Genomic DNA, 26398 nt, shown 5'->3' on the forward strand with positions numbered 1-26398 from the left:
ATGCGCGGTCCTTGGGGGGATCGCATGCAGCTCACCGATGCCCAGCGTCTCGATTGGCTGCGCCTGATCCGCACCGAGGGCGTCGGACCGCGCACCTTCCGCACGCTGATCAACCGGTTCGGCGGCGCCGCCGCCGCCCTCGACGCGATGCCCGATCTCGGCCGCCGTCAGGGCAAACGGCTGGAGCCCCCGAGCCGGGCACAGGCGGAAGACGAGGTCGCGGCCCTGGCGCGCCTCGGCGGCCGGCTGATCGCCACCGGCGAGGCGGGGTATCCGCGCCTCCTCCAGCAGACCGACGCGGCGCCGCCGCTCCTGGCCCTGCGCGGCGCCGCGATCCTGAACCGTCCGGCGGTCGCCCTGGTCGGCTCGCGCAACGCCTCCACGGCCGGGCTCGCCTTCACGGAGCGGCTGGCCCGCGGCCTCGGCGAGGCGGGGCTGATCGTGGTGTCGGGCTTGGCCCGGGGCATCGACGCACGGGCCCACAAGGCCAGCCTTCCAACCGGCACCGTAGCGGTGATGGCCGGCGGACAGGACCGGATCTACCCGACCAACCACGGCGCCCTGGTCGACGCGATCCTGGGGGAGGGCGGGGCGGTGCTGGCCGAAATGCCGATGGGCTGGGTGCCGCGGGGGCGGGATTTCCCGCGGCGCAACCGCATCATTTCAGGCCTGTCCTACGGCACCGTGGTCATCGAGGCGGCGCGCCGCTCCGGCTCGCTCATCACCGCGCGCTACGCCCTGGAGCAGAACCGCGAGGTCTTCGCCGTGCCCGGCTCGCCGCTGGATCCGCGCGCCGAGGGCACCAACGACCTGATCCGCCAGGGCGCGGCGCTCGTCTCCGAGGTCTCCCATATCCTCGATGTGCTCGGCCCGATCATCGAGCGCGGCCCGGACGCGGATGCCGCCCCGGCGCGGGGACGGCCGGATCTCCGCGAGCAGCCGGACTTCTGGGACGAGATCGACCTCGACGCGGCGAACCCGGACACGCTTGCGGCTCCCGACCTCTTCCAAACGGCGGAGCCCGCCGCCTCGGGAAGCTCGGAGGACCTGCCGGAGCCGGTCGACGATCGCGCCCGCATTGTCGGATTGCTCGGGCCAAGCCCCGTCGGCACGGACGAGCTGGCCCGCACCGCCGGCCTCGGGATCCGGGTGGTGCAGACCGTCCTGCTGGAACTGGAACTCGACGGGCGGATCGAGCGCCATGGCAGCGGCGCGGTCTCGCTGCTCAGCCGCTGAACGGGTCCGAGTCAGCCGCCGAGTCGGCCTCCAAGCCGGCTTCAGCGTCGGCGAGGTGGCGCATCACGTCGAGGCAGCCCTGGAGGATGTAGGCGGCGGCGAGCTTGTCCACGAGTTCGCCGCGCCGGGCCCGGGACGCGTCGGCCTCGATCAGCGCCCGGGTCACCACCGCGGTCGACAGGCGCTCGTCGAAGAAGACGTGGGGCAGGGGCAGGATCGGCGCGAGGTTGCGCATGAAGGCCCGGGTCGATTGCACCCGCGGCCCCTCGCTGCCGTCCATGTTGAGCGGCAGGCCGACCACGAGGCCGCCGACCGCGTGCCGGCGGCACAGGGCGGCGAGTCGCTGCGCGTCCGGCGTGAACTTCACCCGGCGGATCGTCTCCAGCGGCGTCGCGATCTGCCGGCCCAGATCCGACAAGGCGAGGCCGATCGTCTTGGTGCCGAGATCGATACCGATCAGCCGTGCCCCGCCGCGCGAGGCGGCTGCGAAAGCGCGGATTGCGTCGTGATTCATGGTTCCGCCTGCGCGCCGCGCGCCAAGGTAGCCTCCGAGACGCCCTCGAACCGCGGTGGAAGGGGGTCAAACCCCGGCCCGAGCACCAGGGCGGCGGACGGACCGGTGACCCGCGTGAAAAAATCGTCGAGGCTCTCACCGCCGAACCGAATCGTCGTCAGATCCGGAGCGAGCAGCCAGATCTCGTATTCCGGGCCGCTGCCCGTCACGTCCCAGAACAGGAAACCGCCATCCTCGCTCCGGCCGAAGAAGCAGGCGCGCTCGACCACGGCCGGATCGCCGCCCTCGACATCGAAACGATGCGGCTCGTCCCCGTCCTCCAGCATCCCGATGGCCGAACCGACGCTGTGGGCGATGATCCCCGCCTGCGTGAACAGATCGCTCGCTTCGTAGGGACCCGGAACCGCGATCCTGACCTGCTCCCCCGCCAGGCCGACGCCGCAGGTCCGGCAGAAGCTGCGGTAGGAGGCGGGCAGCGCGAAGCCAAGCTCCGCGGCCGCGCGACCGAGCTCCGACTCGCCCGGCGTGAAGCCCGGGGACAGGCTGGTGAAGATCCGATCCCACATCGATCCCGCTCTCTCATCCACAGGCTTGCCGGACTCCGTAGATCGCACCGGATGGACGCGAAGCCGTTCCCGTCTAGGTTAGGTTAAAGCTTCGTTAAACCACCGCTCGGGTTCCTGCCTTGTCGACAACCGGCGCGCTCATCCGTTCCACACCGGTCCGCTCCGCGCCGCGGATGCCGCGCCGGCATCGGCTTATGTTGCTGCTGGCCTTCGAAATCCTGGTTCTGGGGTTCGTCCAGGCCAGGGTGCAACCGGTGCGCCAGCCCGGTATCACGATCGAGATGTCGGTGACGCCGCGTCACGTGGTGACCTGATCCGCACTGGGCCGACGCCGCGAGCGGATCACCCCGCGTTGCGGCGCGTCGGAACCCGGTGCTATAGCCCGGCCGATCCCGGGAGGCCGCTCCCGGACAGGGGCGAACGGGACGGCATGTCGGTCGACGAGAAGACGGTTCGGCGCATCGCGCATCTGGCGCGGATCGCGGTCACCGACGACGAGGTCGGGCCGCTGCAGGGCGAGCTGAACGCGATCCTGGCCTTCGTGGAGCAGCTCGGGGCGGTCGACGTCTCCGGCGTCGAGCCCATGACCTCCGTGACGCCGATGGCGATGAAGAAGCGCGAAGACGTGGTCACCGAGGGCGGCCGCGCTGCCGATGTCGTGGCAAACGCGCCCGAGACCGAGGACAATTATTTCCTGGTCCCGAAGGTGGTCGAGTAGGCCGGTTTCGGCTCGAACCTTGCGGACCGGATTTCTGGTGGGCGCGCTGCGGCGCGCGGGGACGTGAACAGCGTGAATCCGAACGAACTCACCCTGGCCGAGGCGCGCGACGCCCTCAAGGCGAAGCGGCTCTCGGCCCGCGAGCTGACGCAGGCGCATCTCGACGCCATGGAGAAGGCCCGCGTCCTGAATGCGTTCATCCGGGAGACGCCGGACCGCGCCCTGGCGATGGCCGAAGACTCCGACCGGAAGCTCGCCTCCGGCGAGGCCCGGCCGCTGGAGGGCATTCCGCTCGGCATCAAGGACCTGTTCTGCACCGAGGGCGTGACCACGACGGCAGGCTCCAAGATCCTCGAGACCTTCGAGCCGCACTACGAATCGGCGGTGTCGGCCAATCTGTGGCGCGACGGCGCCGTGATGCTCGGCAAGCTGAATCTCGACGAGTTCGCCATGGGCTCGTCCAACGAGACCAGCGCCTTCGGCAACGTGGTCTCGCCCTGGCGGCGAAAGGGTTCGGACGCGCAGATCGTGCCCGGCGGCTCCTCGGGCGGCTCGGCGGCCGCGGTCGCGGCCCGGCTCTGCCTCGGCGCCACCGCGACCGATACCGGCGGCTCGATCCGCCAGCCCGCGGCCTTCACCGGTACGGTCGGGATCAAGCCGACCTACGGGCGCTGCTCGCGCTGGGGCACGGTGGCCTTCGCCTCGTCGCTCGATCAGGCCGGCCCGATCGCCCGCACGGTGCGCGACTGCGCGATCCTGCTGGGCTCGATGGCCGGCGCGGATGCCCGTGACACGACCTGCGCCGATCTCGCCGTCCCCGATTTCGAGGCGGCGGTCACCCGCGGCGTGAAGGGCCTGACCATCGGCATCCCGAAGGAGTACCGGGTCGACGGCATGCCGGCCGAGATCCAGAAGCTCTGGGACGAGGGTGCGGCGTGGCTCAAAGCCGCCGGCGCGACCATCAAGGAGATCTCGCTGCCGCACACCTCCTACGCGCTGCCGGCCTACTACATCGTCGCGCCGGCCGAGGCCTCCTCGAATCTCGCCCGCTACGACGGCGTGCGCTACGGCCTGCGCGTGCCCGGCAAGGACATCGCCGGGATGTACGAGAACACCCGCGCCGCCGGCTTCGGCCGCGAGGTGAAGCGCCGGATCATGATCGGCACCTACGTGCTCTCGGCGGGCTACTACGACGCCTACTATGTCCGCGCGCAGAAGATCCGCACCCTGATCAAGCGCGACTTCGAGCAGGCTTACGCGGACGGGGTCGACGCGATCCTCACGCCCGCGACGCCGTCGGCCGCCTTCGGCATCGGCGAGAAGGCTTCGGCCGATCCCGTGGAGATGTACCTCAACGACGTGTTCACCGTGACGGTGAACATGGCGGGGCTGCCGGGCATCGCGGTGCCGGCGGGTCTCGACGGGCAGGGGCTGCCGCTCGGCCTCCAGTTGATCGGCCGACCCTTCGACGAGGAGACGCTGTTCGCCGTCGCCCAGGTGATCGAGGATTCGGCCGGGCGCACCAAGCTGCCCGAGCCGTGGTGGGCATGACCGTCCCGTATTATCCCTGGACGGTCTGGATCTGGGCCGGGTTCGACCCGGCGCTGATCGTTGTGGCGCTCTATCTCGGCTGGACCGCCAGCCAGTTCGGCAAGGTGTTCATCGCGGCGATCGCGGCCCTGGGCTTCTCGGTGCTGTTCTCCTACGCGGTGAGCGCGGCCGGCATCCCCTGGCCGGCGCCGATCACCCATGACGGGCCGACCTTCTTCCCGGTCCGGGCCGTCGCGGCGTTGCTGTGGGCGATCGTCGGCTACGGCGCGCAGAAGGCGATCCGACGCCGCGCTTGATCTTTTCGCGCTGCGGCCCGTAAGTGAACCCAGGACATTGGCTCCCACCCATACCCTCATCCTGAGGTGCCGGAGCGCAGCGGAGGCCTCGAAGGAGCCCTCCAGGGATCGCAACGCCCTCTGGAGCCCTCCTTCGAGGCTGCTGCGCAGCACCTCAGGATGAGGTTTGAGGGTGGGATCACACCGTTAAGACGCCTCCGGCCCGGACGACCATGAACGCACCCGTCGACCCCAAGAAGCTGATCAAGGGCGGCCTCCACGATTGGGAGGTGATCGTCGGCATGGAGATCCACGCCCAGGTCTCCAGCCGGGCGAAACTCTTCTCCGGCGCCTCCACCGAGTTCGGCGCCGAGCCGAACGACCACGTCTCGCTGGTCGACGCCGCGATGCCCGGCATGCTGCCGGTGATCAACGCCGAATGCGTCGCCCAGGCGGTGCGCACGGGGCTCGGCCTCAAGGCGAAGATCAACCTGCGCTCGGTGTTCGACCGGAAGAACTACTTCTACCCGGATCTGCCGCAGGGCTATCAGATCTCGCAGTACAAGGACCCGATCGTCGGCGAGGGCGAGGTGCTGGTCGACATGGCCGACGGCTCGTCGATCACCGTCGGCATCGAGCGCCTGCACCTGGAGCAGGATGCCGGCAAGTCTCTGCACGACCAGGATCCGACCCGCAGCTTCGTGGATCTCAACCGCTCGGGCGTGGCGCTGATGGAGATCGTCTCCCGGCCGGACCTGCGCTCGTCGGAGGAGGCGAAGGCCTACGTGACCAAGCTGCGCACGATCCTGCGCTATCTCGGCACATGCGACGGCGACATGGAGAAGGGCAGCCTGCGCGCCGACGTGAACGTCTCCGTGCGCCGCCCCGGCGAGCCGCTGGGCACGCGCTGCGAGATCAAGAACGTGAACTCGATCCGCTTCATCGGCCAGGCGATCGAGACCGAAGCGCGGCGCCAGATCGCAATTCTGGAGGATGGCGGCACGATCGATCAGGAGACCCGCCTGTTCGACCCGACCAAGGGCGAGACCCGCTCGATGCGCTCCAAGGAGGAGGCGCACGATTACCGCTACTTCCCCGATCCGGACCTGCTGCCGCTCGAATTCGATCAGGCCTATGTCGATGCCCTCGCGCAGGGGCTGCCCGAGCTGCCGGACGCCAAGAAGGCCCGGTTCGTGGCCGATTACGGCCTGTCGCCCTACGATGCCGGCGTGCTGGTCGCCGAGCGGGCCTCCGCCGATTACTACGAGGCGGTCGCCAAAGGCCGGGACGGCAAGGCCGCCGCCAACTGGGTGATCAACGAGCTGTTCGGCCGCCTCAACAAGGAGGGCCTGTCGATCGAGGCGAGTCCGGTCTCGGCGGCGCAGCTCGGGGCGATCATCGACCTGATCGGCGAGGGCGTGATCTCGGGCAAGATCGCCAAGGACCTGTTCGAGATCGTCTGGACCGAGGGTGGCGATCCGCGCGCCCTGGTCGAGAGCCGCGGCATGAAGCAGGTGACCGATACCGGCGCCATCGAGAAGGCGGTGGACGAGATCATCGCCGCCAATCCCGATAAGGTCGCGCAGGCCAAGGAGAAGCCGACGCTGCTCGGCTGGTTCGTCGGCCAGACCATGAAGGCCACCGGCGGCAAGGCGAACCCGGCGGCGGTGAATGCCCTGCTGAAGGCGAAGCTCGGGATCGCGTGAACGGCCGACCGCGGACGGCCTTCCAACCCGTGCCCTCATCCTGAGGTGCCGGAGCGCAGCAGAGGCCCCGAAGGAGGCCTCTGGAAGTCGCGCGATCCCTGGAGGCCTCCTTCGAGGCCCGCTGACGCGGGCACCTCAGGATGAGGCGTGGATTGGATGGTCGGCGCGTCGACCGAACCTCCATCGCCTCCGCCACGACGAAATCCCGCCGCGGCGCTGCCGGGCAGGTAGGGGCCGTCAAATCCTCTGCAAGGAAACCGCGGCGGAACGGCTCAAGTTGGGGCCTTTCGCGCATTCGAAGGCGTGCCGTATCGGCCGCTTCTGCGCCCCTGGAGCCGCCTCCGTCTGGCTGTCCGTGTGGTGCCGCTGAGCTACGGGCCGAACCGGTCCCGGAACCGTCTAGGCGGCGTTCCGCTGCGGTGGAGTCATCCCTGTCTCCTCCAGCTTCAGACCATCGCAACCGTTGCGAAACCTGATCTCCTCAAGGTTTCCGGCCGATCCGTGCCTGCTTTCGCGAAGCACAGGGGGAGACTGCGCCCGTCATCGCGATCGGTCAACTGCAAATTTGCCGGCAGAAACCTTTTTCACGGCGTCCGCCGCTCCGACGCGTTGCAGCGCAAGGCCGATCAGACACTTGGATCGATCCCGCGCCGCCGCGGGATCTTCAATGGTGCCCCAACGGGTTGTCGGCTTCCATATTGTTCCTGACCAGAAAGCGGATGCCCCGATCGAACGATTCATCCGTGTCGCCGCGCAGGTCCACGCTGTAGGCCTTCTCGGCGGCTTGGCCGGCGAGCGGCTTCACGTAGACGTTCAGGTTGAGGATCAGGTTCGAGACCTTCTGGACCTCGCCGGTGATCGCGACGTCCGCTCCGAGCTTGCGGGCAAAGGTCTCCGCGCAGCCGTTGCACTGCCGGAGTCTGGGACCCTTGGACACTTCCGCGCGCACCGGTGCGGTGGAAACGACGGTGAACAGACCCTTCTCCGTGAGCAGGGCGCGGAATTCGTCGCTCACCCGCTGCAGCCGCGCGATGTCCGCGGAGTCGGTCGGGACGGGCGACAGGTTCGAGTATTGGAAGTCGAACACCGCAGCCTTCGGTGGCGCCGCGAGGGCCGGCACGGATGCGGCCAGCAGAAGGGCCGCGGTGACTGCGAGCCGGACCATGGCCATCTCTTGCCTACATGTTTCTGCGGGGACAACACGGCGAACCAGCCCGAAGTCACATCCGGAACCCCTCAGCGCCGATCCGCCTCGACGGTGGGCGCCTGCATCAGGGCGGCGACGCGCTGGCGCAGATCCATGAACCACGCCGGCGCCGGCGCGCGGCCGCCATTGACCACCACGGTTGCGGTCATCCCGGCGATCAGCGGGATCTCCGGCGGAACGTGATCGATACGGATCCGGACGGGGACGCGCTGCGCCAGACGCACCCAGGTATAGACGGGATTGACGTCCGGCAGACCCTGCGTGCTGGAAGCGGCATTCGGCGTCGAGATGCCGAGGGTGATGCTGTCCACCGTCCCGGTGAGATGCGGATCGAAGCCCATCAGCTTCACGTCGGCCCGGTCGCCGACATGGATGTTGGGCATCTTCGTCTCCTCGAAGTAGCCGTCGATCCAGTACGAATCGGTGTCGACCACGCTGATGTTCGCGGTTCCGGTCCGGGCGTAATCGCCGACCCGCATCAGCAGGTTGGTGACACGGCCGTTGACGGTGGATTTCACCTGCGTGCGTTCGAGGTTGATCTTGGCCTGTCGAAGCTGCGCCTGCGCGCTTTCGAGCGCCGCCGCGGCGATCTTGGCCGTGCCGGCATATTGCTGCTTCTCCTCCACCGAAGTGGAGACCGTGGTGAGTTCCTGACGCCGGGCCGACTGGGCGTTCTTCACCTGCAGATCGGCCTGCCGGTTCTTAACCTCGGCATCCGCCTGGGTGACGGCGACCTCGAAATCGACCGGATCGATCACGTAGAGCACGTCGCCCTTTCGCACGTTCTGGTTGTCGTGAACGCGCACCTCCACGATCTGACCGGCGACCTGCGGGGCAATATTGGCGACCTGGACGCGCACCGTGCCGTCGCGCGTCCAGGGCGCCTCCACGTAGAATTCCCAGACATAGGCGGCCGCCGCGAAGGCGAAGAGCAGGATCACCCCCGTGGCGATCAGGCGGAAGATCTTGGCGGCCCGGCCCCGACGCGGGACCACCGGCAGGAGATCGTCGTGATCCCGCGCGTCCGCGCGGGTCGCGGGCTTGGGGTCGTCCTCATCGGCGGTCGTTTCGGGCATCAGATCAACGCGATGAGGAGGGCAAGAACACAGACGTAGATACCGGCCTCGGCAAGCGGGGCGTTGGCAACATAGCGGCTGAAGCGGATGCGGGCGAAGAGCCAGCGCAGCATCAGGAGGATGACGAAGGCCGCCAGGGCGTAGGCGACGAACGACGAGATCAGCACGCCTCCGATGTGAATGTCCTCGTACATGGCCGCGCTTCGAGAACCTGTCCGTTAGAGGGGTCAAACCGCCGCGATGTCGAGACGACGGAGGAACTTCCGGTGACGAGCGATGGTTCGCGCCGCGGTGAGGAGATCGCTCGCGGCCCGCGCCGTCGTGAGCCGCACGCTCCGATCCTGCCGCGATGCCGCGCGGATCAGATCGCCGGCCGATGATTCGAGCGCGCGGTCGTCGGCTGCCGCCAGTCCGGCCCGGGCCCGCAGGATCGCGTCGCGCAGGGCGGGGACCGGCCATAGCCGGCGCAGTTCGGCATGGCCCCGGGCCGCGGCGGCCTCCAGCCGTGCGAGCGCGAAGGCATGCGATAGGCTCGCCCGCCGCACCGCGCCGCTCCCGGAACTGAAGCCCGCGAACTGAAAGAGCCGGTCCGCGTTCAAACTCGTGCGCGTCGTGGCGTCGCCCCCCTCGCCGACGAGGGCGTCCGCGAGCGCGCGCCGGGCGGAATCGAGGGCGAAGACGCGCTGCTGCGCCGGTGTCACCGGGATGATCAGACGGACGACGATCGACAGGATGATGGCGGCGACCACGACCAGGAAGGCGTTCAGCAGGAAGGTCTGCGCGTCGTAGCTCTGCGGGTTGGACGGGCCGAGCAGGACCGGAAAGAACACGATGACGATGAAGCCGATGCCGAAGGTCTTCGGGTTCAGCGACAGGAAGCAGCCGAAAAAGATCACCGGCGCCATCACCAGGGCCAGAAGCGCGAAGCCTTGAACGCCGTTGAGGAAGGCGAACCGCGCGATGCCGGCGAAGGTGGCGGCGAGGATCATCCCGATCACGACGCCGGTGGCGAATTTCTTCGGATCCGGCGTCGTCGACGACAGGGCGGCGGTCGCCGCGACCTGCACGAGCGCGAACGAGGCCTGCGGCAGGCCCAGCGCCACGAAGGCCGCGGCGGCCGCGGCAAATCCGAGGGCGACCCGGAGAGCGCCGCGAAGGGCCACGGGAAAATCCCGGTGGGTCGGCAGGCCGGCGTCGCGCAGGGGCTCGTGCCCGTCTGCCACCGCCTTGATGCCATCCTGCGCGAAGGTCGCCGCACAGACGAAATCCAGGGCGCGCTGGAGCGCCACCACCTCGTCGAGGGGCCTCCGACCGTCGCGGATCGCCGCGTCGACGAGGTCGCGCAGGCGCTCGTCGTCCCGATCGAGGCTGTCGGGATCGGGCGCGTCGGCAACCCGGCGGCAGATCGCCATCGCCTCGACGACCGCGGGACTCGGGTTCCGCAGATGCGCGGCAGCCGCCGCCACGGTCCGGATCGAGGCGGCCATGACGTAGAGGGCCGCGATGCAGCTGCGCGCGCCCGCCGCACGGAACGGGCCGTCGTCGAGTTCGCCCGCGATGGCGCTGGCATCGGCCCGCATCGGGGCGATCGTCCGGATCAAAGCGGCGGTGCGCGCGGCACCGAGATCACCCTGCGCCAGCGATTCGCGGGCGTAGGCGCGCGTCTCGTCCCAGGCCTTACGGAGTTGCGGCAGCAGCGACCGCCAGGTGCTCGGGGAGGCGAGGGCGTCGTTGATGAAGGTGATCGCCACGATGCCGAGGACGATCACGGCGACGCGGGAAACCGCGGCATCGAAGGCACCCTGGGGTTGATCGATCTGTCCGAGGGCGATGATCGCGACCGTGTAGCCCGACAGCATCGCCCCATAGGCGCGGGTATCCTGAAGGTACTGCGCCACGAACACGCACAGGCCGAGCCAGACCGCAAAGCTCACGAGCAGCAGGACCCGGTCCTGCCCGAACAGCGCCACCACGACGATCGACACCACGGCACCGATCAGCGTCCCGAGCAGGCGATAGACCGCCTTCGAGAGGGCCTGCCCGCGCTTCGGCTGGGCGAGGATCGCCACGCAGGTGGCGGCCGAGGAGGCGCTGTCGAGCTGAAGCCAGAAGGCCGCTGCCAGCGCCAGCATCATGGCGGTCCAGATGCGCAATGCGTAAGCCCAGGCTGCAGGCTTCGGCACCCAGGCGTCGAGGAACGCGAGCAGGCGATCGGCGATCGAGGCCGGCGCCCGGCTCGCGGACACGGCCTCAGCCATTCCGGGCCCGGCCGGTCACGGCCCCGAGATGACGTGTCGACGCGCCCGCGCACACCGAACCAGCCTCCCCGTCGGCCCGACACGCTGTCGGCATCCGCCGGGGCAGCCATCCAACCGTCATGTCGCGTACCCCCGGCGATCCAAAGCTCCGGCGGTAGGAACGAACGAAAAGCGTTGCGGTTCGCGGGCGACTCAGGCCTTGTCGCCGCCCTTCAGGCGCTTGTTGCACTTGCTCCAGTATTGGGGCCATTTGGGACCCTGCGCGGCCTTCTGCGCATCGGTGAGCGCGCGCCATTCGGCGCCGCAGGTCTTCTGACGGGTGCGCGCGGCGGTCTGACCGGGAGTCAGCTCCTTCGCGGCCGGGGCATTCGGCGCAGCGGCCGGCGCCTCGGCGGCGGCAGGAGGCTTGGCGGGCACCTCCTTCGCCAGCACGGGCGGCGCCGCGAGCAGCGGCACGGCCAGGCTCGCGATCGTCACGAATCGGCGGATCATCGTCTCGGTCCCCCGGGCGCCACGACGACGCCCCGGGCGCCAATCTGGCCGCTCCCGCATGGGCTGGGCAAGGGTGAGCCGGACACGGCCAACAGCGAGTGCAACAGGTTTCGCAATCATGAGCCGCCCGCGGCTCTCGACGTCGCGCCTTTGCCGTTCAGCCCTTGAGCGCGGCGGGGAAATCGTCTTCACTGCCGGGAGTGTCCGAACCCGGCGGAGGGGCGCCGCGCCGCGGCGGTTCGGTCGAGGAGCAGGCAGAGCATGGCAGCGGTGTCCGGGCGGCCGATCGACGTCCATACCTGGAGCACGCCGAACGGCTGGAAGATCCCGATCATGTTGGAGGAGTGCGGGCTCCCCTACAGGATCGTCCCGGTCGACATCGCCAAGAACGAGCAATTCGCGCCCGATTTTCTGGCGATCTCGCCCAACAACAAGATCCCCGCGATCGTCGATCCCGACGGGCCGGGCGGGCGACCGATCTCGATCTTCGAGTCGGGCGCCATCCTGCAATATCTCGGACGCAAGACCGGCCAGTTCTATCCGACGGACGAGCGGGCCCGCGTCCTCGTGGACCAGTGGCTGTTCTGGCAGGTGGCCGGCTTCGGGCCGATGCTCACCCAGACCCACCATTTCAAGATCTACGCGTCCGAGAAGGTGCCTTACGCGATCGAGCGGTTCACCGCCGAGGCGAAGCGCCTTTACGGCGTTCTGGAGCGCCGCCTGGAAGGGCGTGCCTACCTCGCCGACGACTACTCGATCGCCGACATCGCGACCTTCGCCTGGGCCAAGCTCAACTCCAAGCAGGGTGTCGAGATCGAAACCCTGCCGAACGTGAAACGCTGGCTGGAGACCGTGCTGGCGCGGCCTGCCGTCCAGCGCGGTCTCGCGGCGATCTGACGAGCTGTCGGTTCCTGCGGTCAGTTCTTGTTGGCGGCCTGCTGGTTGACGTCCGGCACCCGCGTCCAGGTCTGGGAACCGCACAGAACCTTGAGCATGCAGCCGGAGACGCTGAGTTCGGCCTCGCTCTCCCGCTCGAGGCTGACCGTATAGATCTTACCTTCCTCGATATTGTAGATCTCGCCCGTGTACTTCTCCTCATCGGGCTTCAACCCGTCGATCAGCTGAAGGCCCATGACCGGGCGGTTGCGCTTCTTCGGGTCCGGGTTCTTCAGATCCGTGCGGGGGGCGCCGGTCTCGGTGGTCGGCACCTTGAGCCACACGACCTTGCCGCAGACCAGCTTCTGGCCCGGGCCGCACCGGTCGATCCGGATCTTGGCGCGGCCATCCCCGGTCAGCCAGGTGCCGGAGGGATCCTTGCCGGAGGGGTCCTTGGCGGTGTCGGCGGCTGCGGCCGAGAGGCCGGCGAGAAGCAGGGCGGCGCTGAAGGCGATGCGCATGGTTCGTCTCCGGAAAGGGGGCGTCGCGGACGCCCGGGGGATGGACGAAGTCGATGGAGCGCGAGTACGCCGCTGCAATCGGGCGATTTTTCGGCAGTGTTGCGGCAGAGCCACGGCCACGCTTGCCGCAACGGATCGGCCTGGGCCGCTTGAGACCCCGTAGAGCCACCGCTATAAGCCCGGCGCCGAAGCGAGATTTTCGCTCACGAGGCGCGCCCGGCATCTCGGCGCGCCGCACGCCTTTTCCACAGACGGACCGGACGCACCATGGCCACCGAGCGCACCTTCTCGATCCTCAAGCCCGACGCCACGCGGCGGAACCTCACCGGCGCCGTCAACGCGGTGATCGAGGAGGCCGGCCTGCGCATCGTCGGCCAGCGCCGCATCCGCATGAGCCAAGCGCAGGCCGAGAAGTTCTACGAGGTGCACAAGGAGCGCCCGTTCTTCGGCGAGCTCGTCAGCTTCATGACCTCCGGCCCGGTGGTGGTGCAGGTCCTGGAGGGCGAGAACGCCGTGGCCAAGTACCGCGAGGTCATGGGCGCGACCAACCCGGCCCAGGCCGCCGAGGGAACGATCCGCAAGAAGTTCGCGGAGTCGGTCGGCGAGAACACAGTCCACGGCTCGGACAGCGCCGAGAACGCCAAGATCGAGATCGCGCAGTTCTTCCAGGATTCCGACATCGTCGGCTGATCCAGGCAGCGGTGGCGGGCCGGGCACACCGGGCCGCCATCGCTCCACCTTGCGCTTCGGGGTGGGTGAATGCCGCCCTGTGTGTCCGGTCCGCCATTGACGGATGGGAGCCTGGAAGCGTCCAACGGCCGCGCTTAGCCAACTCAGCCTGGACCCTCACCACCATGACGATGCGCCGCCTGCCCCTGCTGATCGCGACCGGTCTCGTCGCCCTCGGGGCGACCGCCGCCCTCGCGGGCGGATCCCCGGCTCCGTTCCAGCAATACGAGCCGGATCCGGCCCTCAAGACCGCCACCAAGGCGAACCTCGAAGGCCGCGTGCGCCACGCCTGCACAATCGTTCAGGCCCGCATGACCAGCGCCTCCGAGGCGTCCCTGGAGCGCCCCTGCGGCTGCTACGCCCGCCAGACCCTGCGCAGCCTCGACGAGTCCGAGATCGAGGCCTATCGGACCACCGGCTACTTCAACGATTCGGCCCGCGCCAAGGCGCTCTCGGCGCTGGACAGCTGCAAGCTGCAGCGCCCGGTCTGAGGATCGCCGGGGCGCTGCCCCGGACCCCACCGAAGGGACCCGTCCCTTCGGGATCCCCTTACAGGCTGAACAGGACGCCCTCGGGGGCCTGCTCGGCGATGACGACCCGCTCGCCCTCCAGGCGGGCGCGCCCGCTCGCAACGAGGGCGAGGACGGCCGGGTAGAGGCGCCGCTCCTGCACGATCACGCGGTCCGCGAGGCTGTCGGGATCATCGTCCTGGCGGACCGGGATCGCCGCCTGCGCGACGATCGGGCCGGCATCGAGTTCCGGCACCACGAAATGGACGGTACAGCCGTGCAGGCGCACGCCCGCATCGAGCGCCTGCCGGTGCGTGTGCGTGCCCTTGAACAGGGGCAGCAGCGAGGGATGGATGTTGATCATCCGCCCCGCCCAGCCGGCCACGAAGCCCGGCGTGAGGATCCGCATGAAGCCCGCGAGGCACACCAGTTCGACGGAAGCGGCCCGGAGCTCGGAATCGAGCGCGGCGTCGAAACCGGCGCGGTCCGCATAGGCCGTGTGATCGACGATCCGCGTCGGGATGCCGGCCTCGGCAGCCCGGGCTAGGCCCGCCGCATCGGGCCGGTTCGACAGGACCAGCACGATCTCGGCCGGGTAGGCCGGATCACGGGCCGCGTCGAGAATCGCCACCATGTTCGAGCCGCGCCCGGAGATCAGGATCGCGACCCGCATCTTGCCCGTGCCGGCCATCAGAGCGCGAGGCGCCCGCTGAAGGTCACGGGCTCAGGCCCCCGCTTCGTGATGCGGCCGAGGCGCACCGGCGTCTCGCCGGCCCGCGTCAGGGCGTCGTCGACGTCGTCGACAGCATCTGCGGCGGCGATCACCACCATGCCGATCCCGCAATTGAAGGTGCGCAGCATCTCGGGCTCCGCGACGCCGCCCTCGCGGGCGAGCCAGCCGAACACGGGCGGCGGGGTCACGGCGTCGAGGTCGATGCTGATGCCGACATCGTCCGGCAGGACCCGGGGCAGATTGTCGGGGAAGCCGCCGCCGGTGATGTGGGCGAGCGCCCGGATGCCGTCCGTGGCGCCGAGCGCCGCCAGCAGGGGCTTCACGTAGATCCGGGTCGGCGTCAGCAGCGCCTCGCCGAGGCTCGTCTCCGGCGCGAAGGGGGCCGGCGCGTCCCAGCCGAGGCCGGTCTTCGCGACGATCCGGCGGACCAGCGAGAAGCCGTTCGAATGCACGCCGGAGGAGGGCAGGCCGAGCACCACGTCGCCCGGGCGGATGCCCGGACGCGGCAGCAGGCGGCCCCGCTCGGCGGCGCCGACCGAGAACCCGGCGAGATCGTAATCCGACCCGTCGTAGAGGCCCGGCATCTCGGCGGTCTCGCCGCCGATCAGCGCGCAGCCGGCCTGCCGGCAGCCCTCCGCGATGCCGCGCACGATATCGGCGCCGACGCCCGGCACCAGCTTGCCGGTGGCGTAGTAGTCGAGGAAGAACAGCGGCTCTGCACCCTGCACGATGATGTCGTTCACGCACATCGCCACGAGGTCGATGCCGATCGTGGCGTGAAGCCCGGTCTCGATCGCGATCTTGACCTTGGTGCCGACGCCGTCATTGGCCGCCACCAGGATCGGGTCGCGGAACCCCGCGGCCTTCAGGTCGAACAGGCCGCCGAAGCCGCCGATCTCGGCGTCGGCCCCGGGGCGCCGCGTGGACCGCACCAGCGGCTTGATCGTCTCGACCATGGCGTTGCCGGCGTCGATATCGACACCCGCCGCCGCGTAGGTCAGCCCCGTCGTCGGCTCCTTGCCGTCCCTGGCCGTCATGCCCGCGCCACCTCGCTGATTGCTCGGCCCGCTCTAGCGGCTAACCGCGCGTTGCGCGAGTCGGTGGCGGATCGCGCCGACAGCGGATCGGCCCTTGACCTGCGCCGATGCGGGATGATCCTGAGACGGCATGCCCGAGAATTCACCACCCCGGCAGCTCGCCTTCGATCTGCCGCTCGATCCCCGCTACGGCCGCGAGGACTTCCTCGTGGGTCCGGCCAACGAGGCCGCCTACGCGCTGATCGAGGCGTGGCCGGACTGGCCCGACAGCGTGCTGGTGCTCACCGGTCCGCCCGGCAGCGGCAAGAGCCACCTCGCGGCGATCTGGGCCGAGCGCGCCCATGCCTGGACGGTTCCGGCCGCCGACATCAACGCGGACGCGGTCCAGCACCTCGTGTCGAACGGGGCGCTCGTCATCGAGGATATCGACCGGGCCGGGAGCCGGGACGAGGCGGCCCTGTTCCATCTGCTCAACCGGGCGCGCGAGCTGGGCTGCCCACTCCTGCTGACGAGCGGCTCAGGCATCGACGCCCTCGGCCTCGCGACACCCGACCTGCGCTCGCGCCTGCGCCTCGCACCCCGGATCGCCATCGCGGAGCCGGACGATGCCCTCCTGCGGGCCGTGCTGGTGAAACTGTTCGTCGACCGCCAATTGGTGGTCGATCTCGGGGTCATCGATTCGCTGGCCCTGCGAATCGATCGGTCCCTCGGTCGTGCCCGCGACGTCGTGGCCGAGCTCGACCGGGATGCGCTCGGCCGGCAGAGGCGGATCAGCCGGCCGCTGGCCCTCGCCGTCCTGCGTCGCATGGGCTTCGACGACGAGGCCGAGCCGGACGGCTGAGAGCGGAATCGCGTGGCGTCACGAGACTGTCGTGATACCCCGCGGTGTACATTGTAGAACGCGCGACGCAGCGACGAGGAGCAGGGACCCGGAATGGATTCGACGCAGAAGCCCGTGGAACGCGAAGCCGCCGACGAGGCCGCGGAGCCCCGGCGGCGTTCAGCGGTCAATCCGACCCCCCGCCGCCCCCCGGTCGCCCGGCGCGCGCCGGCGAGCGCCGCGCAGGGTGCCGCCGCTGCCCAGACTGCGCCACCCGCACCCGTCGCAGCTCTCGCCCGTCCGGCAGCCCCTGCGGCACCGCAGACCGCCAATCAGGCCGCCCCGCCCCCGGCCGGCGAAGTGCCGGACACGACCGATGAATGGCCGGCCCTCGCCGAGCGCGAGGAACCCCGGGCGGACGCCGCCCGCGAGACCGTGCTCGAAGCCGGGCGCGGGCTGCGGCACTCGCCGGAGCGGTTCGTGAACCGCGAATTGTCCTGGCTGCAGTTCAACCGGCGCGTGCTGGAAGAGGCGTCGAACCCCAACCATCCGCTGCTGGAGCGCCTGCGCTTCCTGTCGATCTCGGCGAACAATCTCGACGAGTTCTTCATGGTCCGCGTCGCGGGCCTGATCGATCAGGTGCGCGCCGGCCTCACGGTCCCGTCCCAAGACGGATTGTCCCCTTCCGAGCAGCTTGTGCGGATCGGCGCGGAGGTGTCGCGGCTGGCGGCGGATCAGCAGGCGCGCTGGCGCGAGCTGCGCGCGGAGCTGCACGAATCCGATATCGACATCGTCGAGCCCGCCGCCCTCACCGCCGAGCAGGCGACGTGGCTGGAGGATTACTTCCTCACCCACGTCTTCCCGGTTCTGACGCCGCTCGCCATCGATCCGGCCCACCCGTTCCCGTTCATCCCGAATCTCGGCACCACGATCGCGCTGACGCTGGTGCGGCCGAAGGACGGGCGGACGCTGCGCGCCCTCATCCGCCTGCCGGGCGTCATCGACCGGTTCGTGCGCCTGCCGGTGAGCGACAGCGAGACTGCGGCGCACCTGATCACCATCGAGCAGGTGATCGGGATGTTCACCGGCCGCCTGTTCCCGGGCTACCTCGTGAAGAGCAGCGGCGCGTTCCGGGTGGTGCGCGATTCCGACCTCGAGATCGAGGAGGAGGCGGAGGATCTCGTCCTCCACTTCGAGACCGCGCTGAAGCAGCGCCGCCGCGGCGTGGTCATCCGCCTGGAAGTCGAGGCCGGGATGGCCGAGGATCTGCGCGGATTCGTAGCGGACGAGCTGGAGATCGCGCCGGACGCGGTATTCCTGGTCGAGGGCATGCTGGCGCTGAACGAGCTGTCCCAGGTGGTCGGGATCGACCGGCCGGACCTGAAGTTCAAGCCCTACAACCCGCGCTTCCCGGAGCGCATCCGCGAGAGCGGCGGCGACGTGTTCGCGGCGATCCGCCAGAAGGACTTCATCGTCCACCACCCCTACGAATCCTTCGACTCGGTGGTGCAGTTCCTGGCCCAGGCGGCCCGCGACCCGAACGTGGTGGCGATCAAGCAGACGCTCTACCGCACCTCGTCCAACTCGCCGATCGTGGCGGCTTTGGCGGAGGCGGCCGAGCTCGGCAAGTCGGTCACCGCGCTGGTGGAGCTGAAGGCCCGCTTCGACGAGGAGGCGAATATCCGCTGGGCGCGCAACCTGGAGAAGGCGGGCGCGCAGGTGGTGTTCGGCTTCGTGGAGCTGAAGACCCACGCCAAGCTGTCGCTGGTGGTCCGGCGCGAGGGCGACAGGCTCGTCACCTACTGCCATGTCGGCACCGGCAACTACCACCCGATCACCGCGCGCATCTACACGGACCTGTCGTTCTTCACGGCGGATCCGGCGATCGCCCGGGACGTGTCGCGGATCTTCAATTTCATCACCGGCTACGCCGAGCCCGCCGAATTGGAGCGGATGGCGGTCTCGCCGCTGACCCTGAAGAACCGGCTCCTCGAACATATCGAGGCCGAAGTGACGCACGCGAAAGCCGGCCGTCCGGCGGCGATCTGGATCAAGTGCAATTCCCTGGTGGATGCCCAGATCATCGATGCGCTCTACGACGCCTCGGAGGCGGGCGTTCAGATCGACTGCGTGGTGCGCGGCATCTGCTGCCTGCGGCCGGGCATCCCCGGCCTGTCGGAGACGATCCGGGTGAAGTCGATCGTCGGGCGCTTCCTGGAGCACGGGCGCATCTACGCCTTCGGCAACGGCGTCGGGCTGCCCCATCCCAAGGCCACGGTCTACATCTCGTCGGCCGACCTGATGAGCCGGAACCTCGACCGGCGCGTCGAGGCGCTGCTGCCGATCACCAACCCGACCGTGCATCAGCAGGTGCTCGACCAGATCATGCTGGCGAACCTCCTCGACAACCGCCAGAGCTGGCGGCTGCTCGCCTCCGGCGGGTGCGAGCGGATCCAGCCGGCCGACGGCGAGGAACCGTTCAACGCACATAAATATTTCATGACGAACCCGAGCCTCTCGGGCCGCGGCAAGGCGTCGAAGAAGTCGAGTCCCCGTGCGCTGAGCCGCCGGGCGCAGCGCGCCTAGATCTCCGTCGGATGCGCCGGAGGCTCGACAGGTTTCGGACGGACGCGTTGCGGTTCTGCGTCAGGAACTTGCGCACGCTCAAAGAACTGCGCAAAGGAAGCACCCGTCCGCCTACACAACGCCATGTGGTTTCCTCGTCGCCGCCCTGGCTTCCAGCCCGGCAGCCGGGCAGCGACATCCTGGATCTGGAGCCGATCTCGGTCGCCGTGCGACCGGCCACGGCCCCGGATCACACCGGCAGCGCGTCCGTCGAGCCGGCCACGCGCAATCAAGGACCTCGACGTTTGGGCAGTTCTCGCGCCAACCTCTTCCTCGCGCACAAAGCGGAGCAGCCCGTGCATGCCGCGCAATCCCCGGTCGCCATCATCGATATCGGTTCGAATTCGGTCCGGCTGGTCGCCTATGACGGCCTGACCCGGGCGCCGACGCCGCTCTACAACGAGAAGGTCCTGTGCGGCCTCGGCCGCAACGTCCTCACCACCGGCCGGCTGAACGAGGAGGCGGTGGCCCGGGCGCTCGCCGCGCTGGCCCGGTTCCGGGTGCTGTGCGAGACGATGCGGGTCGGCCGTGTCTTCGTGCTGGCCACCGCGGCGGCCCGCGACGCGGAGAACGGCCCCGACTTCCTCCGCGCCGCGGAGGCGGCCTGCGGGCAGGAGATCCAGCTCCTCTCCGGCCGGCGCGAAGCGGAACTCTCGGCGATGGGCGTCATCTCCGGCTTTCACGCGCCGGACGGGGTGGTGGGCGACATGGGCGGCGGTTCGCTGGAACTCGTCGATGTCCGCGGCACCGTGGTCGGCCAGGGCGTGACCATGCCGCTCGGCGGCCTCGCCCTTCAGGATCTCTCCGGCGGCTCGGTGAAGAAGGCCGCCAAGATCGTGCGCGAGCACATGCGCAAGGCCGTGCCGCAGCTCGAAACCCTGCGCGGCCGGACCTTCTACGCGGTCGGCGGCACGTGGCGGGCGCTGGCGCGGCTGCACATGGCGGCCCGCGGCTACCCGGTCCACGTGATGCACGGCTACACGGTCGAGCCGAACGACGAGCTGACCTTCCTGCAGCTCGTGGAGCAGACCGACGTCTCGCTGCTGCAGGACGTCGAGGCGATCTCCGAGGCGCGGCGTCCGCTCCTCGCCTATGGCGCGGTGGTGCTGGAGGAGATCATCCGGGTCGGCCGCCCGCGGGAGGTGGCGATCTCGGCCTCCGGCGTCCGGGAGGGCCTGCTGTTCGAGCAGCTCGACCGGGACGCCCGGCTGATCGACCCACTGCTCGCCTCGGCGGCGGAGCTCAACACCCTGCGCGCGCGGGCGCCCCGGCACGGCGAGGAGCTGATCGCCTGGACCGACCGGTTCGTGGCGACGCTGGACGGCCACGAGACCGCCGACGAACGCCGCCTGCGCCATGCGGGCTGCCTGCTTTCGGATGTCGGCTGGCGCGCCCATCCCGATTACCGCGATGAGCAGAGCATCGGGGCGATCCAGAACGCCGCGTTCGTGGGCGTCGATCACCCGGGCCGGGCCTATCTCGCCCTGGCGGTGTCGCTGCGGCACTCCGGGCTTGCGCCGGAGAAGGCCAATCCGATCCTGCGCGGCGTGGCGGGCTCCCGCCTGTTCGACCGGGCCAGGCTCCTCGGGGGGCTGCTGCGGATCGCGTTCCCGATCTCGGCCGGGATGGACGGGGTGCTGGGCCGGGCGCCGCTCACCGTCGAGGACGGGCGGGTGACCCTGCGGCTGCCGCGCGATTGGGAGGCCCTGAGCGGCGACCGTCTTCTGAACCGCGTCCGCGGCCTCGGCCGCGTCGTCGGCCTCGACGGTCGGGTCGAGATCGGCTGAGGCCGCGACGCGTTTCAGGCGGTCCGATCCGGGAAGATCGCCTTCCTGACCACGGCGTGGACGCCCCAGTTGCCGTCCACGACCTGCGTGATCCCGAAATCCACCGCCACCGACATCAGCGAGATCGCCTCGTCCTCGGTCAGCCCCTTCGCGTGCATCAGGAACTGGCGCATCTTGCGGAAGGCGTCGCGCATGGCGAGGTCGATCGACGATTTCTCGAAGATCGCCGCCTGGGCGTCCGGGCCGAGATCCCGCAGGTAATTCGGGTAGCTGAAGCCGGACAGGACCCAGTCGTCCTTCGTCTCGATCATCGGGAAGTCGAGGGCTTCCAGCGGCGAGCCGGGCAGATCGGCCTTCTTGTGCAGGACGAACTGGAACGTGCCGGTCAGCGAGCACTCGATCGCGGTCCCGCACAATTCGGAATCGCCCTGGCTGGCATGGGGATCGCCCACGGAGAACAGCGCCCCCGGCACCGCGACCGGGAAGTAGAGCGTCGCGCCCTTGCCGATCCGCCAATTGTCGATGTTGCCGCCGGTATAGCTCGGCGGGATCGTGTTGACCCGGTCGGCCTCGGCGGGGGCCACGCCGATCGTGCCGAAATGCGGACGGATCGGCACGCGGATGCCCTTCAACACGTCGAAGGTCTTCTGCGTCTTGGCGTGATCCACCGGCAGGCCGGGATAGTCGATGGTCGGGTGTTCGACCCCGAACGGATCGGTCACGCCCGGCCAGCGGAAGCTGTAGACCGCCCGCGCCCAGTCGCGCGCGCCGGTGGCATCGACCTCGTAGATCGTCACCACCTCCCGGGGTTTGTCGCCGGTGATCAGGTCCTTGTAGTGGAAGCCCCACCAGGCCGCCGCGTTGCTGCCGAAGGCGAGCCCCTTGTATTTCGGGTTGGCGCTGGGGCGGGGCGCCACGTCGAGGATGCGGACCTCCAGCACGTCGCCGGGCTCGGCGTTGCGGATCGCGACAGGCCCGGTGCAGATGTGGACGCCGAGGCCGCCGCCGGGGCCGATCTTGGCGTCCATCGGTCCGGCACCGCGGGGCGAGACGCCCATCTTGTCCTTGGTCCACAGGTAGACGCTCTCCGCGCCCGGATCGCCCTGGATCATCCGCTCGGCATCGTCGCTCGCCTGATGGGTCAGCGTCTCGATGGTGACGAAGTCACCCGAGCCGATCTCGACCTGCGGTTTGAGGCTGCGGCTGAAGAAGCCCCAATGCACCGTGTCGGCGTTGGCGGGCAGGTGGTAATGCCCGGTCGCGGCAAACCCGGCGCTCGAAGCCTGGGCCAGGGCCGGGCTCACCAGCGAGGGGCCGCCGGCCGCGAAGGCTGCCGCCGCGGCGCCCGTGGCGGCGAAGCCGCTCTTCAGGAAGGCGCGCCGCTCCGGCTCAAGATCGCGTTTGAACCGGCGCCGGTGTTCGGCGAAGGCGTGGCAATTCGGGTCGTCGCCCTGGCACATGATGTCCGCATCCGGTGGTTGCGTTTTCCCGGACGCGGCCAAGCAATTCGACGGCCACGCGTGCGGCCGCCGCAGGTCTCCTCACTCGGAAATCATCCCGGCCCCGGCCTCCTCGGCCTTCGGCGGCGGCGCGTCGGCCTGCGCCTCGACCACCGCGGCGGCCGTGACGTTGACGATGCCGCGCGCGGTCACCGACGGCGTCAGGATGTGGGCGGGCTTGGCCGGTCCGATCAGCAGGGGGCCGACCGGCAGGGCGTCCGCCATCACCTTCGCGAACTGGAACGCGATGTTGGCCGCATCGAGGTTCGGGAAGATCAGGACGTTCGCCGCCCCCTTGAGGCGCGAGCCCGGCAGCACCCGGTCGCGCACCATCTCGGAGAGAGCCGAATCCGCCTGCATCTCGCCATCGACCATCAGCTCCGGATCGCGCCTCTGCAGGAGCGCGAGGGCGTCCCGCATCTTCATGGCGGAGGCCGAATCCGACTGGCCGAAATCCGAGTGGCTGAGCAGCGCGATCTTCGGGGTCATCCCGAAGCGGCTGACATGCCCGGCGCAGGCCTGCGCCACGTCGGCGATCTCCTCCGCGGTGGGGTTCGGCCGGACATGGGTATCGGCCAGGAAGTAGGCGCCGTTATGCGTCACCACGAGGCTCACGGCGGCGCATTGCTCGACGCCCGGCGCCAAGCCGATCACGTCGCGGATGATGCGCAGCCGCGTCTCGAACCGCCCTTCGAGGCCGCAGATCAGCGCATCGGCCTCGCCCCGGCGGACCGCGATGGCGCCGATCACGGTGTTGTTGGTACGCACCAGCGTCCGGGCCGCGTCCGGGGTGATGCCGCGCCGGCCCGCCACGTCCAGGTAGGTCTGGACATAGGCGCGGTAGCGCGGATCGTCCTCGGGATCGATCAGCTCGAAGTCCCGGCCGTGCTCGATCGACAGGCCGAAGCGCTTGAGGCGGGTCTCCACCACCCGCGGGCGCCCGACCAGGATCGGATAGGCGACCTTGTCCTCGACGATCGCCTGCACGGCGCGCAGCACGCGCTCGTCCTCGCCCTCGGCGTAGATCACCCGCTTGGGATCGGCCTTCGCCTTGGAGAAGAGCGGCTTCATGATTAGGCCGGACCGGTGCACGAACCGGTCGAGGCTCTCGACATAGGCGTCGAGATCCTGAAGCGGCCGGCCGGCCACGCCCGAATCCATCGCGGCCTTGGCGACCGCCGGGGCGATGCGCAGGATCAGGCGCGGATCGAACGGGCTCGGGATCAGCGATTTCGGCCCGAACGGCCGTGCCTCGCCATCGTAGGCCCGCGCCACCACGTCGGAAGTCGTCTCGTGGGCGAGGCCGGCGATCGCCTTGACGGCGGCCTTCTTCATCTCCTCGTTGATCTTGTGCGCGCCGACATCCAGCGCGCCGCGGAAGATGTAGGGGAAGCACAGGACGTTGTTGACCTGGTTCGGGAAATCCGACCGGCCGGTGCAGATCATCGCGTCCGGCCGCTCCTTCTCGGCCAGATCCGGCATGATCTCCGGATAGGGGTTGGCCAGCGCCATGATCAGCGGCTTCTCGGCCATCTCCTTGAGCAGTTCCGGCTTCAGCACGCCGCCGGCCGAAAGGCCGATGAATACGTCCGCCCCCGGGATCACCTCGGCGAGCGTGCGCTTGTCGGTCTCCTGGGCGTAGACGTCCTTCCAGCGGTCCATCAGCTCCGGGCGGCCCTTGTAGACCACGCCCTTGATGTCGGTGACCGTGATGTTCTCGCGGGTCGCGCCGAGCGACACGAGCAGGTTGAGGCAGGCAAGCGCCGCCGCGCCCGCCCCGGAGGTGACGATCCGGACGTCGGAGAGGTTCTTGCCGGCGAGCTCCAACCCGTTGAGGACGGCCGCCGCCACGATGATCGCGGTGCCGTGCTGGTCGTCGTGGAAGACCGGGATGTTCATCCGGGCCCGGCACTGCTCCTCCACCTCGAAGCATTCCGGCGCCTTGATGTCCTCCAGGTTGATGCCGCCGAAGGTCGGCTCAAGGGCGCAGACCACGTCCACGAGCTTCGACACGTCCTTCTGGTCGACCTCGATGTCGAACACGTCGATGCCGGCGAATTTCTTGAACAGGACGGCCTTGCCCTCCATCACGGGCTTGGAGGCCAGCGGGCCGATATCGCCGAGGCCGAGCACGGCCGTGCCGTTGGTGAGCACCGCCACGAGGTTCTGGCGGACCGTGAGGTTGGCGGCCTCCTGCGGGTCGTCGTGGATCGCCATGCAGGCGGCGCCGACGCCGGGCGTGTAGGCCAGGGCGAGGTCGCGCTGGTTGCCGAGCGGCTTGGTCGCCTGGATCTCGAGCTTTCCGGGCTTGGGCAGGCGGTGGTAGACGAGCGCCCCGGCCTTGAGGTCCTCGGACATGTTATCGGCCATCGCCCACGCTCCCGCTCACCTTTTTCACCGAGGACGACGCGACCGCACAGCGCGCGGGCTCGCGTCATGACCGGTCTGTTGCACCGGCTGCGCAGGGGGCGCAACCCGAACAACGAGACCCGGCTCCATCTCGCCAAGCTGGCGAGGGCCTACGGCTTCTCCATAGGCGCCTACTCGTACGGGCGTCCAAAGGTCCGGTTCCCCGAGAGCGGGCGGCGGCTGACGATCGGCCGCTATTGTTCCATCGCCGACAAAGTCGAGATCCTGCTCGGCGGCGATCACCGGCTGGACTGGGTGTCCACCTATCCGTTCGCCGCGATGCGCGGGCTGTTCCCGGACGCGCGGGCGCCGGAGGACTTCCATGCATCCCGGGGCGACGTGACGATCGGGCACGATGTCTGGCTGGGCTCGGGCTGCATGATCCTCTCGGGCGTCACGATCGGCCACGGGGCCGTGGTGGCGGCCCGCGCCGTGGTGACCCGCGATGTGCCCGCCTACGCGGTGGTGGCGGGCAATCCGGCGCGGGTGGTGCGGCACCGGTTCGACGCCGCGACCGTTGAGGCCCTGCTGGCGGCGGCGTGGTGGGACCTGCCGCACGCCGACGTGACGCGGCTCGTGCCGCTGCTGCAGGGCGGCGACGCGGCTGGCCTCATCGCGGCCATGGACGCCGTTGCGGGCGGCCAGGGGATTGCGTAATCCGCTGCCCACTTTTGCCGCTCACGCTCACTCCGGAGCCCGACCATGTCCGACCCCGCGCTGCCCGACCGCCTCTCGGTCAACCCGAACAGCCCGTATTACGACGCGGCCCTGCTGGAGCGCGGCGTCGGCATCCGCTTCAAGGGCGTCGAGAAGACCAACGTCGAGGAATATTGCGTCAGCGAGGGCTGGGTGCGCCTCTCGGCCGGCAAGACCCTCGACCGCGCCGGCAACCCGATGACGGTGAAGCTGAAGGGCCCGGTGGAGCCCTACCTGCGCGAGCCTGCCTCCGAGGCCTGATCGGCCTTCCGGGCGAGCGAGGCGCGGAAGTTGCGGACGGCGTCCGCCACCAGCGCCTTGATCTGCTCCGCAGAGCGCGGCTCGTCGATGACGAGGCTCGCCAGGATGTCGGTGCGCCGGGCGCGCTGCTTGGCGGTGCGGGCATGGTTCGACAGGCGCAGGTGCCACGGGCAGTCGGCCGGCCTGAGATAGAGGCTGTCGCCGCGCTCGTTGCGCGCGACGACCGTGAAGCCGTGAGACTCCAGAAGCCGGACCGCCAGATCAAAGGCGGCCGGAGGCGCCGGGGCCATCGCAGTA

At 69.5% G+C, this 26398-nt stretch carries 26 protein-coding genes; 13 read left to right on the forward strand and 13 right to left on the reverse strand.

Translation table 11 applies throughout. The annotated features are described in order from the left end of the window. The first annotated feature begins 24 nt into the window (after positions 1–24). Positions 25–1236: a DNA-processing protein DprA gene (dprA, locus tag FVE89_RS05720; RefSeq protein WP_160533074.1), complete on the forward strand. Its 1212-nt coding sequence runs from the start codon at positions 25–27 to the stop codon at positions 1234–1236. Here dprA and ruvX read toward each other — a convergent pair. Beyond that, positions 1226–1750, reverse strand: a complete 525-nt coding sequence (gene ruvX / locus FVE89_RS05725; RefSeq protein WP_160533075.1) for a Holliday junction resolvase RuvX — start codon at positions 1748–1750, stop codon at positions 1226–1228. The genes dprA and ruvX overlap by 11 nt on opposite strands. Then, positions 1747–2316, reverse strand: a complete 570-nt coding sequence (locus FVE89_RS05730; RefSeq protein ID WP_160533076.1) for an SMI1/KNR4 family protein — start codon at positions 2314–2316, stop codon at positions 1747–1749. The genes ruvX and FVE89_RS05730 overlap by 4 nt, the downstream gene beginning before the upstream one ends. A 430-nt stretch (positions 2317–2746) precedes the next feature. Here FVE89_RS05730 and gatC point away from each other — a divergent pair, with 430 nt between their 5' ends. The 4 genes from gatC to gatB all read left to right on the forward strand — a co-directional run bounded on the left by gatC (position 2747) and on the right by gatB (position 6566). Then, positions 2747–3034, forward strand: a complete 288-nt coding sequence (gene gatC, locus FVE89_RS05735) for an Asp-tRNA(Asn)/Glu-tRNA(Gln) amidotransferase subunit GatC (RefSeq protein ID WP_007564343.1) — start codon at positions 2747–2749, stop codon at positions 3032–3034. 72 nt (positions 3035–3106) lie between these two features. Continuing rightward, complete coding sequence (gene gatA, locus FVE89_RS05740; RefSeq protein WP_160533077.1) at positions 3107–4585, forward strand: Asp-tRNA(Asn)/Glu-tRNA(Gln) amidotransferase subunit GatA; 1479 nt, start codon at positions 3107–3109, stop codon at positions 4583–4585. Continuing rightward, positions 4582–4881: a hypothetical protein gene (locus FVE89_RS05745; RefSeq protein WP_160533078.1), complete on the forward strand. Its 300-nt coding sequence runs from the start codon at positions 4582–4584 to the stop codon at positions 4879–4881. Before gatA ends, FVE89_RS05745 begins: the two co-directional genes overlap by 4 nt. Before the next feature lie 212 nt (positions 4882–5093). Further along, positions 5094–6566 carry an Asp-tRNA(Asn)/Glu-tRNA(Gln) amidotransferase subunit GatB gene (gene gatB / locus FVE89_RS05750; protein WP_160533079.1) on the forward strand — a complete coding sequence of 491 codons (1473 nt, stop codon included), beginning with the start codon at positions 5094–5096 and terminating at the stop codon, positions 6564–6566. Between the two features lie 664 nt (positions 6567–7230). Here gatB and FVE89_RS05755 read toward each other — a convergent pair. The 5 genes from FVE89_RS05755 to FVE89_RS05775 form a co-directional block, all read right to left on the reverse strand. Then, a complete protein-coding gene (locus FVE89_RS05755) occupies positions 7231–7731 on the reverse strand; it encodes a DUF3280 domain-containing protein (protein ID WP_160533080.1) in 501 nt (166 codons plus the stop codon). A gap of 71 nt (positions 7732–7802) precedes the next feature. Further along, positions 7803–8849: an HlyD family secretion protein gene (locus FVE89_RS05760; RefSeq protein WP_160533081.1), complete on the reverse strand. Its 1047-nt coding sequence runs from the start codon at positions 8847–8849 to the stop codon at positions 7803–7805. Next, on the reverse strand, positions 8849–9043 hold the full coding sequence (locus FVE89_RS05765; protein ID WP_160533082.1) for a DUF1656 domain-containing protein: 195 nt from the start codon (positions 9041–9043) through the stop codon (positions 8849–8851). Before FVE89_RS05765 ends, FVE89_RS05760 begins: the two co-directional genes overlap by 1 nt. Positions 9044–9076: 33 nt before the next feature. Then, positions 9077–11107 carry an FUSC family protein gene (locus FVE89_RS05770; RefSeq protein ID WP_160533083.1) on the reverse strand — a complete coding sequence of 677 codons (2031 nt, stop codon included), beginning with the start codon at positions 11105–11107 and terminating at the stop codon, positions 9077–9079. 192 nt (positions 11108–11299) lie between these two features. Further along, positions 11300–11599: a hypothetical protein gene (locus tag FVE89_RS05775; RefSeq protein WP_160533084.1), complete on the reverse strand. Its 300-nt coding sequence runs from the start codon at positions 11597–11599 to the stop codon at positions 11300–11302. Between the two features lie 261 nt (positions 11600–11860). Here FVE89_RS05775 and FVE89_RS05780 point away from each other — a divergent pair, with 261 nt between their 5' ends. Continuing rightward, positions 11861–12496, forward strand: coding sequence for a glutathione S-transferase N-terminal domain-containing protein (locus FVE89_RS05780; RefSeq protein ID WP_160533085.1), 636 nt, complete (start codon positions 11861–11863; stop codon positions 12494–12496). A 20-nt stretch (positions 12497–12516) separates the two neighbouring features. Here FVE89_RS05780 and FVE89_RS05785 read toward each other — a convergent pair whose 3' ends face one another. Then, positions 12517–12996 carry a DUF2147 domain-containing protein gene (locus FVE89_RS05785; protein WP_160533086.1) on the reverse strand — a complete coding sequence of 160 codons (480 nt, stop codon included), beginning with the start codon at positions 12994–12996 and terminating at the stop codon, positions 12517–12519. A gap of 267 nt (positions 12997–13263) precedes the next feature. Here FVE89_RS05785 and ndk point away from each other — a divergent pair, with 267 nt between their 5' ends. Together ndk and FVE89_RS05795 are read left to right on the forward strand one after the other, a co-directional pair. Next, entirely contained in the window at positions 13264–13686 is a 423-nt protein-coding gene (ndk, locus tag FVE89_RS05790) for a nucleoside-diphosphate kinase (protein WP_160533087.1), read from the forward strand. Between the two features lie 164 nt (positions 13687–13850). Then, positions 13851–14216 carry a hypothetical protein gene (locus FVE89_RS05795; RefSeq protein WP_160533088.1) on the forward strand — a complete coding sequence of 122 codons (366 nt, stop codon included), beginning with the start codon at positions 13851–13853 and terminating at the stop codon, positions 14214–14216. Positions 14217–14274: 58 nt separating this feature from the next. Here FVE89_RS05795 and purN read toward each other — a convergent pair whose 3' ends face one another. Together purN and purM are read right to left on the reverse strand one after the other, a co-directional pair. Beyond that, positions 14275–14925 carry a phosphoribosylglycinamide formyltransferase gene (purN, locus tag FVE89_RS05800; protein WP_160533089.1) on the reverse strand — a complete coding sequence of 217 codons (651 nt, stop codon included), beginning with the start codon at positions 14923–14925 and terminating at the stop codon, positions 14275–14277. Beyond that, the gene (purM, locus tag FVE89_RS05805; RefSeq protein ID WP_160533090.1) at positions 14925–16004 is read right to left on the reverse strand and encodes a phosphoribosylformylglycinamidine cyclo-ligase; all 1080 of its coding nucleotides are present in this window, start codon (positions 16002–16004) and stop codon (positions 14925–14927) included. Before purM ends, purN begins: the two co-directional genes overlap by 1 nt. A gap of 130 nt (positions 16005–16134) precedes the next feature. On the opposite strand from purM, the gene FVE89_RS05810 reads away from it, so the two are divergent. From FVE89_RS05810 to ppx, 3 genes are all read left to right on the forward strand, one after another. Further along, positions 16135–16845 (forward strand): hypothetical protein, encoded by a 711-nt coding sequence (locus FVE89_RS05810; protein ID WP_160533091.1) that lies wholly within the window; start codon positions 16135–16137, stop codon positions 16843–16845. A 93-nt stretch (positions 16846–16938) separates the two neighbouring features. Then, on the forward strand, positions 16939–19410 hold the full coding sequence (locus FVE89_RS05815; protein WP_160533092.1) for an RNA degradosome polyphosphate kinase: 2472 nt from the start codon (positions 16939–16941) through the stop codon (positions 19408–19410). Positions 19411–19694: 284 nt separating this feature from the next. Continuing rightward, positions 19695–21236: an exopolyphosphatase gene (gene ppx / locus FVE89_RS05820; protein WP_160533093.1), complete on the forward strand. Its 1542-nt coding sequence runs from the start codon at positions 19695–19697 to the stop codon at positions 21234–21236. A gap of 14 nt (positions 21237–21250) precedes the next feature. Here the strand turns inward: ppx and FVE89_RS05825 are convergent, their stop codons facing one another. Together FVE89_RS05825 and FVE89_RS05830 are read right to left on the reverse strand one after the other, a co-directional pair. Then, a complete protein-coding gene (locus FVE89_RS05825) occupies positions 21251–22696 on the reverse strand; it encodes an acetamidase/formamidase family protein (RefSeq protein WP_160533094.1) in 1446 nt (481 codons plus the stop codon). Between the two features lie 81 nt (positions 22697–22777). Further along, complete coding sequence (locus tag FVE89_RS05830; protein ID WP_160533095.1) at positions 22778–25105, reverse strand: NADP-dependent malic enzyme; 2328 nt, start codon at positions 25103–25105, stop codon at positions 22778–22780. 66 nt (positions 25106–25171) lie between these two features. On the opposite strand from FVE89_RS05830, the gene FVE89_RS05835 reads away from it, so the two are divergent. Further along, on the forward strand, positions 25172–25801 hold the full coding sequence (locus tag FVE89_RS05835; RefSeq protein ID WP_202130607.1) for a CatB-related O-acetyltransferase: 630 nt from the start codon (positions 25172–25174) through the stop codon (positions 25799–25801). 45 nt (positions 25802–25846) lie between these two features. Continuing rightward, positions 25847–26101, forward strand: a complete 255-nt coding sequence (locus FVE89_RS05840) for a DUF3297 family protein (protein WP_160533096.1) — start codon at positions 25847–25849, stop codon at positions 26099–26101. On the opposite strand, the gene FVE89_RS05845 is transcribed toward FVE89_RS05840, so the two are convergent. Then, positions 26071–26391, reverse strand: coding sequence for a hypothetical protein (locus FVE89_RS05845; protein WP_160533097.1), 321 nt, complete (start codon positions 26389–26391; stop codon positions 26071–26073). The genes FVE89_RS05840 and FVE89_RS05845 overlap by 31 nt on opposite strands. Positions 26392–26398 lie beyond the last annotated feature (7 nt).

Source organism: Methylobacterium sp. 2A (genome assembly GCF_009806555.1).
In the GTDB taxonomy this organism is placed as follows: domain Bacteria; phylum Pseudomonadota; class Alphaproteobacteria; order Rhizobiales; family Beijerinckiaceae; genus Methylobacterium.